The following is an 11024-nucleotide window of genomic DNA, read 5'->3' as shown; positions in this document are numbered from 1 at the left end:
TTTTAGATTTTGCGAAAAACCACGCTATCATCCTAATGAATCTTTTTAAAGAGGAAAAGCAGGAGCTGGTGAGAATTGTTGGTACTATTAGCACGGCAATAGAGAGTTCTCGTTTAAATCTTGAAAGACCGATAATTAATGAATCCTTAATGAAGCCTTCTTAATGAAGCCTTATTAAATTGGAAAAAGCGTTTGTGCAATGCTGTAGAAAAACGAGGTGCTCTCTCAGAATTATATGCTATTCACCCCCCCCATCAGGGATAGCTGAAATATTAAATGCTGCTGAGGGCTCCCCCCCCTACAATATATGGGGTACGGATTTATAGATATACAGCATGTTTTAGGAAAGTACCTTACTGAACCAAAAGAAATAAGCCGCTCGTGGACTTATGTACTTCCTGCTCAAGATATTTCTTCTCCGGTTCCCTATCAGCGTCAGTTTGAGGAGCTCACCCAAGCCTTGGCAGAGAAGAAAATTTTAAGAGAAGTAAAAGTGCTCACTCCTCTCGCCGCCGCTAATCATTGATGAGTGAGTATTATAACTTTCAGCTCCGGCCGTGGAGTAATTGCACAATTGTGAGATCCTTCGGCCACCTCCAGCGACAGCAAAGCGGGCGTAGCCTATCAAAATATGCAACAAGCTAGTACATGGATTTTCCCATCCAAAAAGGGCTGAAAGAATTAGGCGAATACGAACATCCTATAGTTAAAGCGGGAAACGATGGCAAAAAACTCCGAGCAGCTGTGATTGGTACGATTATTTCTAATCAGAAAATAAATTCTTTTATCGCGTAAGTCAAAAGAACAAAATTAAAGCTTTTATTGAAAAATCCAAGTGAGAAGATATTGAAGAAGAGTTATTTTTATATTTTAGCCAACCGCCTACGGAGGAAATTAACCAAATCCGTGAAGTCCAGGAAGTTTTTGATTCTTTATTTATCAATGAATTACAAGAACTTTATCGCCATTCGACTCATCAACTCGATCCTGAAGGAAAACTCGTAAAAGAGGCACGACAAAGCGATATTCTTTATTCGCTTCTAAAGACGAGTCATCAAGATCAAAGACGTGTTACGAAGAGGCCGCCGACCTCATTTCCCCTACCAGTTCTCTCGTATGCTAGAATTTGTGAATACTTACTTACCCTACTGACTTTTCTGAAAGCATAATCTGCTTCTCAGAGTTATTTAATATAAATTTATTCCTCGATAAATTACGGTATATCTCCATCGATTCCTTCATGATTTACTTTCCAAATGAATCGAGATTTAGGTTTTATCATATCCCTGGTTGTTTTTTTGCATTGGTATTTTATTTTTGTTTTATTCAGGAGAATTACCGACTGATAGGGAGTGTTTTTATTTACTTCTTTGTGCAAATTTTTGCGCAAGTTTTTTTATTGCGGTATTACCTAAAAATTTGCTTAGAATTGGATTATTTACTTGTTACGTGGGATTTGTATGGTCGGCTTATTAAGTAAAACAAATAATGGCATGGCACTTGCCATCGTTATAAATGGTCGAATTCATGGTTTGCCTCAAGAGAATACGTTAGAAATTCAATTCAATTTTTTTATTAAATTCATTAAATCACAAAAAACAATCATCTCTCATTCGCTTGAATTGGTACGGAAAGCATCTTACTTTTAAGAGTAGATGACTGTTGGTGCTTGGTAGTGAAATTAGAGCCTCCCGATGGGCTCTCCAATCCTGGAGGATTTAATTATTAACGATGGTTGTTATTAACGATGGTTGTTTATTAACAGCGTTCGGGCAACCGGTTCGATGATTAATCGGATGCCATTTAAATTATTAAAGTGATCACCGTGGGAAGAACCTATGAGTTATTTGCGCCAGTCTGCTTAAACCGCCATTCAAAAAGGGGTTAAGAACCCTGAATTAGTGGCCCTCCTTTCGGCGCTGACAGTGGGTTCTTGAAGTCTTTTACAGAGTTTTCAATGGTGAATCTTTTAAAATACAGGTACCAGTCATTTAGTAGCTATTTCAGGTTTGCATGTGGGATTTATTGTCGCTGTTATTTATTTTTTAACGAGGATTTATTTGGCAGCGCTTTCCTTTTCCTTTTTTGTTATTACGTTCTCCTGCTGCCAAGGCAGGGGTTGGTGCAGCTGTAGTGGGAGCTATTTCATACCGATTATTAGCTAGATTTTCTCTTCCCACTCAACGAGCAGTTATAACGAGCAGTTATTATGATTGTGATATTTATGTTGGGATCGTTTTGTCATAGTCTAGTATCAATACGCTACAGATTATTGTCAGCATTTTCAATGATTATTATCTAGGAACCTTTTAGTTCGTTTTCAGCTAGTTTTTAGCTGAGTTTTACAGTAGTTGCCGCTATTGCTTATATGTGATTCCATGCCGAGCTTCACAAATCTCGTTTTACTCAATGGCTTTGAATGGAGTGGGTGGTTTTTATAGGGTTAATGTCTTTGACTTTATTTTTTCAACAGTTGCCCTTGGTCGCTCTTGTAGCAAATTTAATTGCTATTCTTTGGATTGAAGTGATTCTCGTTCCCCTTTGTGTAATTTCCGCAATTGGATATGGTTAGCTGTTAATATGTTGGACGAGTCGTGCTTTCATTGTGTTGCTTTTTTTGTAAGTCGTCTTTAAGAGATATTTGAAATGGTTATTCCTCTTTGCCTCATAAGATTTGGAATCAGCCTGCCTCATTGCCTGTGGCATTAATTACCCTTTTTAGTGCGATGATACTGTTGCTTCCGAAACATTGGCTGGAGCGATGAGTAAGATTATTGTGTGGTTTGCCTTTGATTTTTCCTCGGTATTCTTAGGCATTAAGAGGTGATCTTTGGCTGACTCTTTTAGACGTTGGACAAGGATTGTCCATGGTCATTAGGACGGCTCATCATGTTCTAATCTATGATGCCGGACCCAAATATCCAGGTGGGTTTGATGTGGGTGTCGAGATTTTGCTTTCATTCGCGTACCCACCACATTCACCACATTCACCACATTGACGGCATGATAATCAGCCATGGCGATAATGATCATATTGGCGGAGCAGAATCAATGCTAAATCAAATGTCTATGCCGCTTATTTTAAGCAATGTAGCGAATCGTTTCCTCAAGGCCTTGGCGGAGAGACCTTTTTATGTGGGAGAAAATGGATATGGGATGGTGTTCGTTTTAGTTTCTTATCACCAGAAAAAGAGGCTACGTACCAAGGTAACAACAGCTCGTGTGTGTTGCGAATTCAGGTGCACCAGTAGGCAATTTTATTACCCGGTGATATTGAGAAATCCCCAAAAAAGTGGCTCCTTTATAAAGGAGCCCAATTTGCGAGCTACATTGCTGATTGCTCCACACTATGGAAGTAGCACTTCTTCAGAACCTTTTGTTTATGGCGTCCACCCTAAATATATTCTTTTTCCAACGGGCTATTATAATCGTTATCATTTCCCGAGTTATCCGGTAGTAGAATGATATAAAAGGAAAGGAGCCAAGGGTTTAAATACTGCCAAAAATGGTGCTATTTGCATCCGGCTTTCCTCAGAGGATAAAATGCTCATCTGGGCCGCTTATGAGCGGCGTTATTTTAGCAAGGGGGGCCTTCAAGCTATTGATGAAAAAAGTTAAACCAGAAGGCGTTAAAACCTATGGACGTCTTTTGAAAGCCACTAAACGATATTGGACAATCTTTATTTTTGGGATTATCGGTACGATAGTAGTCTCGCTAATGGATGCTGGATTTGCTTGGTTAATAAAACCGATTATTAATCATGGATTTATTGTCCGTGACGTCAGTTTTATTCGCTGGCTTCCTTTAATCATCGTGTTAATTTTCTTATTTCGAGGGATGGCAAGATTTTTGTCGACTTATTTTATTAATCGAGTGGCTCGTAACATTGTAATGGATTTTAGACGTATGATTTTCAGTCATTTATTACGCTTACCTGCCAAATTTTATGATCAGCACAGTTCGGGTTATTTATTATCTACAGTGATCTACAATGTAGAGCAGGTTGCTCAAGCCAGTTCTGATGCTCTAGTAATCACACTCCAAGAATCCTCCTTAGTAATTGGCTTGTTGACGGTGATGTTTTTAGTCAATTGGGAATTAACGTTATTTTTTTTGATAATTACTCCGATTATTGCCTGGGTAATGAAAATTTGCAGCGCACGGTTACGCCGATTGAGTACCAGTGTACAACGATCTGTGGGCGAAGTTACGCATATTGCAAGTGAGGCCATAGAAGCTTATAAAGTAGTTCGTCTTTTTGGCGGACAAACTTATGAAAATGAAAAATTCCGCAGTGCCACTAAGGCAAATCAACAGCGCGAATTGAAAGTCGTAGTTACTAATAGTGTCAGTACTTCATTAGTGCAATTACTCATTGCCATCCCGATTGCTCTCATTTTATTTTTTGCTACTCAGCCTTCTTTGCATGTAACTGCCGGTAGCTTTGTTTCTGTGGTTTCTGCAATGATCATGATGCTTCGACCCGTACGCCGACTCACTATGGTTAATAGTTACATCCAAAAAGGTATTGCCGGTGCGGAAAGTATCTTCAAACTGTTAGATGAAGACATCGAAAAGGACAAGGGAAGCCGCCATTTATTAAGAGCAAAGGGTACCATAGGATATTCTCATGTCTCTTTTAGCTATGATAAGAGTCAAAAACCTATCCTTTCAGATATTAATTTGACTGTTGAGGCAGGACAAACAGTTGCATTAGTTGGTCGATCGGGCGCTGGGAAGTCTACGCTAATTAATTTATTACCGCGATTTTATGAAATTTCGTCAGGCATTATTAAAATTGATGGCATTAATATTAAAGAATTTCATTTGCAAGAATTGCGCAATCAATTTGCTTTAGTGTCTCAGAACACCATCTTATTTAACGACACTATTTTAAATAATATTGCTTATGGTCAAGTAGGAGGTATCGATAAGAGAAAAATTATAGAAGCAGCTCGAGCGGCCCATACGATGGAATTTATCGATCAATTACCTGAGGGCTTAAACACCGTTGTAGGAGAAAATGGTGTTCTTCTTTCTGGAGGTCAGTGTCAACGGATTGCTATAGCTCGTGCTTTGTTTAAAAATTCTCCGATTCTTATTCTCGATGAAGCAACGTCTGCGTTAGATACCCACGCAGAAAGACATATCCAAGCAGCGTTGGAAAACCTAATGTACCAACGGACTACGTTAATAATTGCACATCGATTGTCTACCATTGAGAAGGTGGATTGGATTATTATGATGGAGGGGGGACGCATTGTAGAAAAAGGAACTCATCAGCAACTGTTGGCTTTAAAGGGAATTTATGCAGAATTGTATCGGATGCAATTCTCAGAAAAACCCGTTGGGGTTGCCGCTGAGGGTCCATAATGATAACAGCGCCGCAGTTTGGTACCAACCACGCTCTTGGATAAGTCGCCTTTTAATTCCTTTTTCTTTGTTGTACCGACTGGCTGTCGCTCTCCGAAGGTCAGCCTATGCCCTTGGGCTTAAAAAAATCGACAATTTTCGACACCGATCATTGTGATAGGCAACGTCACTGTGGGCGGGAGCGGGAAAACTCCTTTAGCGATTTGGCTAGTAAATTACTTAAAAAAGCAGGGATTTCAACCAGGACTTGTTAGTCGTGGTTATGGTGGAAAAACCAAAAATCGGCCTCAAGTTGTCACACCCAATAGCAATCCTCGTGTGGTTGGTGATGAAGCTATTTTACTAGCAAGAACCGGTTGCCCAATGGTGGTAGGTGTCAATCGACCGGCTGCTATAGAACACTTATTGAAAAATTTCCGTTGCAATATTGTTATCAGCGATGATGGTTTGCAGCATTATTCACTATCACGAGATATTGAAATCGCTGTTATAGATTCGAATCGTCAATTTGGAAATGGATTGTGCTTGCCGGCAGGACCTTTGCGCGAACCCAAATCACGGCTAAATACTGTAGATTTTTTTGTTGCAAAGCAATTGTGTCCTGTGAAAATTTATCAATTAAAAAATCCGGAAAAAAAATAAATTTTGACGAATTACAAGGGAAAACTATCCATGCAGTTGCTGGATTGGGGAATCCACAAAGTTTCTTTCATCAGCTTGAATTATTAGGAGCAAAAGTAATAAAACACGTATTTCCCGATCATTATTTTTACCAGAAAAAGGATTTTCAATTTAGAGATGACAAAATAATCCTCATGACAGAAAAAGATGCAGTTAAATGCAAACAATTTAACAATGAACGATTGTTTTGTTTATCTGTTGCTTTAGAGGTTTCTGAGAAATTCTCGCGAGATTTTTCTCAACACCTCGAATCAAAAATACGCTCTAAATATCTTTTGAAAACCAGAGGTGATTGGGTACCGCCGATCTTTTCCAAAAGCGCGTCTCGTAATGCGAATACCAATCGGTGCTTGGTAGCGCTTATATTCATTACAATTTATCATTCGGACTACTTTCTTAACCATATTAATATCAAAACCAGCAGCCGCGATTGTGTTCGGATCTTCATCTTTTTCAATATAACGTTCCAAAATTTCATCCAGCACTGGGTAAGGTGGTAAGGTATCTTGATCTTTTTGATTAAGCGCTAATTCTGCAGAAGGTGCCCGAGTTAAAACGCGCTCGGGAATGACGGGCGAAATGGTATTGCGGTATTTACACAAGCGATATACCATTGTTTTATAAATATCTTTTAAGACTCCGAAGCCTCCAGCCATATCACCATACAAAGTAGCGTAGCCGACAGCCATTTCACTTTTGTTTCCGGTGGTTAATACAATAGCTCCTTTTTTATTAGAAAGAGCCATCAATAATGTGCCTCGAATACGTGCTTGTAAATTTTCTTCAGTAACATCTCGGGGAAGTCCTACAAACTCCGGTGCAAGGTTTCGAAGGAAAGCTTCGAATATGGAATTAATATCAATAACGGAAGTCGAAATTTTTAATGCTTGAGCTTCGATCTTTGCATCCTCAATGCTCATGGAAGAAGTAAAATAGGATGGCATCAGAACCCCACTCACGCGTGATGGGCCGATGGCGTCAACAGCAATGGCTAGCGTTAAAGCAGAATCCACTCCTCCGGAAAGACCAATGATGGCGCTAGGAAAATTGTTTTTGTTAATATAATCGCGAACGCCTAATACGAGAACGTTATAAATTTTCTCTTCATCCAGTGATTCGGGCGGAAAAGGATGCTTGGTGCAAACCTCTAATGGGTGTTCGAGGTTAAATTCAATAGTCATCAACTCTTCTTTGAAATAAGTGCCTTGCTGAACGCGCTCTCCATTTTGATTAAATACCATTGAACCGCCATCAAAAACGAGTTCATCTTGTCCTCCAATTAAATTTAAATAAATAATAGGGATACGATATTGCTGGGTACGTTTCGTTAACAAATCGCGTCGGTGATGGGATTTATATTGAGCGAAAGGGGAAGCGTTAATGCAGGCGATTAATTGTGCTCCGGCCTTGATAGCATATTCTAAAGGGCTTTCCAACCATAAATCTTCACAAATTAATAGCCCAATTTTTACTCCCTTAACTTCGATGATACAAGGTTGATCTCCGTAGGAAAAATAACCTTTTTCGTCGAAAACTCGATAATTAGGCAGGGCGTGTTTTGCGTAGGTCGCCATTATTTTACCCTCAGCGATTACTGCCGCCTTGTTATAATAATGACTCTCTTGAAAATCCGGATATCCTACGACGATGGTAGTGTGTTTAACTTCTTCAGCAATCCGTTGAAGTGCTTGATGCACACGTTGATAAAGTGCAGGTCGAAAAAGCAAATCTTCGGGTGGATAGCTTGTGATGGTTAATTCTGGAAATAATACAACATCTGCTTTGCTCTCGCGATAAGCCCGATTGGCTGTATTGATGATGAGTTGGGTATTGCCTTCGATATCCCCAACCAGCAAATTAATTTGAGCTCCTACAATAACTAATTTTTTCATGAATTATTATTTATAATTAATGCTGCCACTATCTTTCGCCCTTCGGATATTAGCGCTGCATAGGTTCGACAAGCGCCGCCTGTATCCATGGATTCAATCCCAATTCGTTTTTGGAGAAGCGGCATGAGCTTTTCTTTAGGCGGAAAAATAAATTTTTTCCGGTTCCAAAAATAACCACTTCGGGATTTAAAGATAACAGAGCTTCAAAATGTTCTGGTTTTAAGTCCTCTAAAGATTTTGGTTCCCAGTCAGGAATAAGCTTATAGGGGGAAACAATCAAGCTTGATGTATAGAGGGTTTTGTTAATCGTAACCGATTCAGCATCGTAAGCTCGAATGTGATAATTACCAATACCGGCGTCTTCAGTGAGTACCATAGTTTTTTGTCCTCATGATGGTTTCAATCATAGCATGAATTTCTAAGAGGTTGGTTCCCACTCTAGCTCAAAACCCACAAAGCCAAGAGTTTTAGGTGGAATTCCGGGCGCCTTGGATTGAATTTGATATCTTCTGTGGGATTAGTTAAAATACCGCATTTTTACTCCTTGCTCCACCGATTCAAACCTCGGGGAGAGGGGGCTGTTAAGTAGCTGTTAAATATTAGTTAGTTAAACCGAGAGAAAATCGCTAATGCGACATTATGAAATCATGATTCTAGTCCATCCCGACCAAAGCACGCAGGTGCCGGCCATGGTAGAGCGCTATCAGGCAATGATTAAAGAAGGCGGGGGTAAGGTCCATCGCTTAGAAGACTGGGGACGTCAACAATTAGCTTATTCTATTAACAAAGTACATAAAGCTCATTATATTTTAATGAATATTGAGTGCGATAAAGCTGTTCTAGATGAGCTGAAAAATGCTTTTCGTTACAATGATGCGGTAATTCGCAATTTAGTTTTAAAGCGTAATCAGGCTATTACTGAGCCTTCACCCATTATGCAAAGCGCTGAAAAAGGGAAGTCTCAAAAAGAGAAACCAAAAGTTGTCGTTGAAGAGACTGCTGAAACATTCGAAGAAGCTTAAGAGGAAATATATGTCATTTCGTCGCAAAAAATTCTGTGCTTTTAAAGCAAAAAATATTCAAGAAATCGATTATAAAGATATCTACACATTAAAAGATTACATTATGGAATCCGGTCGGATGGTTCCGAGTCGGATTACCGGAACAAGCGCTAAATATCAGCGCCAATTATCTCGTGCTATTAAGCTGGCTCGTTATTTGGCTTTGTTGCCATATTGCGATACGCATCGATAAGAGAAATTCAGCTTCCTCTCTTGTGGATTAGCAGGCAGGTGAGAGCAATAATTTGGGCAATTTAATGAAGAGCGTGGGGAAATATTTATTGGCCGATAACATTCGAGCAGCTATGGCTGCACTGGCTTGTTCATTATTAGCTTTTCTTCTGCCTATAGGATTCGTTGCCACTTTAATTTTGGGATTAGTTACTCTCCAAAAAGGCTATAAGGCGGGGTTGGCCGTTTTAGCTTTTGTTCTTTTGCCCGCAATTGCATTGGTAGTAACCCGTCATTTTGGCTTTTTTTATCAGTTTGATTTACTACTTATCCAATGTGGTTTAGTGTTTATATTCGCTTTAATCCTACGCCACACCGCTTCTTGGCAATGGGTTTTAGAAGCGGCTGCTGTAATTGGTGTCTTGGCAGTTTTTGTGGTGCACCTTATTTTTCCGAATATTCGGCAAATATGGATAGGATTAATTCACAATTATTTGCAGGCTAATGGTTGGGCTTTAACTTTCCATTTAAGCGCCGATTGCTCTGCAGAATTTGCCCAACATCTTTCTGCTATTGCTACAGGAGGCTTTACTTTTTTTGTTTTATTTGGGATGATTATTTTGCTGATTTTAGCCCGTTGGTGGCAAACAGTTCTCTTTTCTCCTGGACGATTACAGCTTGAATTTACTAAAATCCGTATCAGTCAAGCGGGTGCAAGCTTGTTACTCATTGCCAGTATTGGTTTAATTTGGCAGCTAAATTGGCTGGTGGATATCTACCCTATGTTATTATTTCCATTTATGGTGGGGGGCTTAAGTATCCTTCATCGATTGGTAATGAATCGAAGAGAAATGGCCTTAATAATAGTAATAGTTTACATCGCTTTATTGTTATTAACATTCTTTACAGTGATCGCTTTAGCCATCGTGGGACTTATTGATAGTTTTTATGATTTTCGAAAGCATTATACTTTACTACAGAATTAAAGAGGATTTAAATTATGAATATGAGAGTTATTTTACAGGAAAAAGTGGCTAATTTGGGCAACATTGGAGATCAAGTACTTGTAAAGCTTGGTTATGCTCGTAATTTTTTATTGCCGTATGGAAAGGCTGTTCTTGCCACAGCAGAACATATTGCGGAATTTGAAAAACGGCGTGCAAAATTAGAGAAGTTAGCAGAAGAACAATTAGGGAAAGCAAAAGTACGGGCGAAAAAATTGGAAGGAAAAAGCTTTCATATTTTAGTAAAGGCGAGTGATGAGGGTAAGCTTTTTGGGTCGGTGGGATCCCGTGAAATTGCTGAAGCAATTTCCAGTGAGGGTGTCGTTGTCGAAAAACGCGAAGTAAGCTTACCTGAAGGTCCTATTCGACAAATTGGTGAATATGAAATTCCAGTTCATCTTCATACCGACGTTGCTATTACGGTAAAAATTGAAGTACTTTCTGAATAATTAAAAGGAGTATCATCTCTTTTACTTTAAGCAGTGTTCCCATTTTTTTGCCCTATCACAATTAGGGTTATCGGGCGTGTTATCACCTTATTTAATATTTAATTGGCGGTGTAGGATTTTCTTAATAGGATCGGGCCTTGCAATATATGGAAGTCTCGGGTAATCCGTGATACCACGGCGGCAGAGCGGCCAATGGTTACAATGTATCAGCTAATATCACAACCCAATTTACTTGTACCGGGGAGTGTGAGGATCGGATTTCGAACTACAAAGTCGATGATCTAGAGTTAGAATACCGCTTTACTCATTATGGGTCCGCGATTTTAAATCCCATCCTTAACAAGCGACATCGCAAAAATTGTCGGTAAGAAAAAATTTATTCTCACACACTT

11 protein-coding genes and 2 pseudogenes are annotated in these 11024 nt (G+C 39.3%); 10 read left to right on the top strand and 3 right to left on the bottom strand.

Going from position 1 to position 11024, the window contains the following annotated elements; translation table 11 throughout:
- The first annotated feature begins 307 nt into the window (after positions 1–307).
- Positions 308–526 carry a hypothetical protein gene (locus B1F79_RS00650; protein ID WP_251365578.1) on the top strand — a complete coding sequence of 73 codons (219 nt, stop codon included), beginning with the start codon at positions 308–310 and terminating at the stop codon, positions 524–526.
- Positions 527–648: 122 nt separating this feature from the next.
- Complete coding sequence (locus tag B1F79_RS00645) at positions 649–795, top strand: hypothetical protein (RefSeq protein ID WP_251365577.1); 147 nt, start codon at positions 649–651, stop codon at positions 793–795.
- 1250 nt (positions 796–2045) lie between these two features.
- On the opposite strand, the gene B1F79_RS06235 is transcribed toward B1F79_RS00645, so the two are convergent.
- A complete protein-coding gene (locus B1F79_RS06235) occupies positions 2046–2180 on the bottom strand; it encodes a hypothetical protein (protein ID WP_285896334.1) in 135 nt (44 codons plus the stop codon).
- Between the two features lie 239 nt (positions 2181–2419).
- Here B1F79_RS06235 and B1F79_RS00640 point away from each other — a divergent pair, with 239 nt between their 5' ends.
- From B1F79_RS00640 to lpxK, 4 genes and pseudogenes are all read left to right on the top strand, one after another.
- Complete coding sequence (locus B1F79_RS00640; RefSeq protein ID WP_251365576.1) at positions 2420–2572, top strand: ComEC/Rec2 family competence protein; 153 nt, start codon at positions 2420–2422, stop codon at positions 2570–2572.
- 368 nt (positions 2573–2940) lie between these two features.
- Positions 2941–3465 carry a ComEC/Rec2 family competence protein gene (locus B1F79_RS00635; protein WP_251365575.1) on the top strand — a complete coding sequence of 175 codons (525 nt, stop codon included), beginning with the start codon at positions 2941–2943 and terminating at the stop codon, positions 3463–3465.
- A 139-nt stretch (positions 3466–3604) separates the two neighbouring features.
- Positions 3605–5374: a lipid A export permease/ATP-binding protein MsbA gene (msbA, locus tag B1F79_RS00630; RefSeq protein WP_372443091.1), complete on the top strand. Its 1770-nt coding sequence runs from the start codon at positions 3605–3607 to the stop codon at positions 5372–5374.
- 153 nt (positions 5375–5527) lie between these two features.
- Positions 5528–6243 (top strand): annotated as a pseudogene (lpxK, locus tag B1F79_RS00625) (tetraacyldisaccharide 4'-kinase); the annotation flags it as partial.
- Between the two features lie 63 nt (positions 6244–6306).
- On the opposite strand, the gene B1F79_RS00620 reads toward lpxK, so the two are convergent.
- Together B1F79_RS00620 and B1F79_RS00615 are read right to left on the bottom strand one after the other, a co-directional pair.
- Positions 6307–7947 carry an NAD+ synthase gene (locus B1F79_RS00620; protein WP_251365573.1) on the bottom strand — a complete coding sequence of 547 codons (1641 nt, stop codon included), beginning with the start codon at positions 7945–7947 and terminating at the stop codon, positions 6307–6309.
- Positions 7944–8323: pseudogene (locus tag B1F79_RS00615) on the bottom strand (Mth938-like domain-containing protein). Before B1F79_RS00615 ends, B1F79_RS00620 begins: the two are co-directional and overlap by 4 nt.
- Positions 8324–8576: 253 nt before the next feature.
- Between B1F79_RS00615 and rpsF the strand changes: the two are divergent.
- The 4 genes from rpsF (at position 8577) to rplI (ending at position 10632) form a co-directional block, all read left to right on the top strand.
- On the top strand, positions 8577–8969 hold the full coding sequence (rpsF, locus tag B1F79_RS00610) for a 30S ribosomal protein S6 (protein WP_251365572.1): 393 nt from the start codon (positions 8577–8579) through the stop codon (positions 8967–8969).
- Positions 8970–8979: 10 nt separating this feature from the next.
- Positions 8980–9201 (top strand): 30S ribosomal protein S18, encoded by a 222-nt coding sequence (rpsR, locus tag B1F79_RS00605; protein ID WP_251365571.1) that lies wholly within the window; start codon positions 8980–8982, stop codon positions 9199–9201.
- Positions 9202–9265: 64 nt separating this feature from the next.
- Positions 9266–10165 (top strand): hypothetical protein, encoded by a 900-nt coding sequence (locus B1F79_RS00600; RefSeq protein ID WP_251365570.1) that lies wholly within the window; start codon positions 9266–9268, stop codon positions 10163–10165.
- 20 nt (positions 10166–10185) lie between these two features.
- Positions 10186–10632, top strand: coding sequence for a 50S ribosomal protein L9 (gene rplI, locus B1F79_RS00595; protein ID WP_251365634.1), 447 nt, complete (start codon positions 10186–10188; stop codon positions 10630–10632).
- Positions 10633–11024: the final 392 nt, after the last annotated feature.

The sequence above is a fragment of the Coxiella-like endosymbiont of Rhipicephalus sanguineus genome, assembly GCF_018687865.1.
Note: the sequence above shows the minus strand (reverse complement) of the source record. Positions and strands in the feature narration are given on the sequence as shown.

What these genes read in the sequence shown, in the direction of transcription:
- B1F79_RS00600 (WP_251365570.1), top strand. Translation starts at nt 9,266, where the DNA reads ATGAAGAGCGTGGGGAAATATTTATTGGCCGATAACATTCGAGCAGCT.
- rplI (WP_251365634.1), top strand. Translation starts at nt 10,186, where the DNA reads ATGAGAGTTATTTTACAGGAAAAAGTGGCTAATTTGGGCAACATTGGA.
- rpsF (WP_251365572.1), top strand. Translation starts at nt 8,577, where the DNA reads ATGCGACATTATGAAATCATGATTCTAGTCCATCCCGACCAAAGCACG.
- B1F79_RS00650 (WP_251365578.1), top strand. Translation starts at nt 308, where the DNA reads ATGGGGTACGGATTTATAGATATACAGCATGTTTTAGGAAAGTACCTT.
- B1F79_RS00645 (WP_251365577.1), top strand. Translation starts at nt 649, where the DNA reads ATGGATTTTCCCATCCAAAAAGGGCTGAAAGAATTAGGCGAATACGAA.
- B1F79_RS00620 (WP_251365573.1), bottom strand. Translation starts at nt 7,947, where the DNA reads ATGAAAAAATTAGTTATTGTAGGAGCTCAAATTAATTTGCTGGTTGGG.
- msbA (WP_372443091.1), top strand. Translation starts at nt 3,605, where the DNA reads ATGAAAAAAGTTAAACCAGAAGGCGTTAAAACCTATGGACGTCTTTTG.
- rpsR (WP_251365571.1), top strand. Translation starts at nt 8,980, where the DNA reads ATGTCATTTCGTCGCAAAAAATTCTGTGCTTTTAAAGCAAAAAATATT.
- B1F79_RS00640 (WP_251365576.1), top strand. Translation starts at nt 2,420, where the DNA reads ATGGAGTGGGTGGTTTTTATAGGGTTAATGTCTTTGACTTTATTTTTT.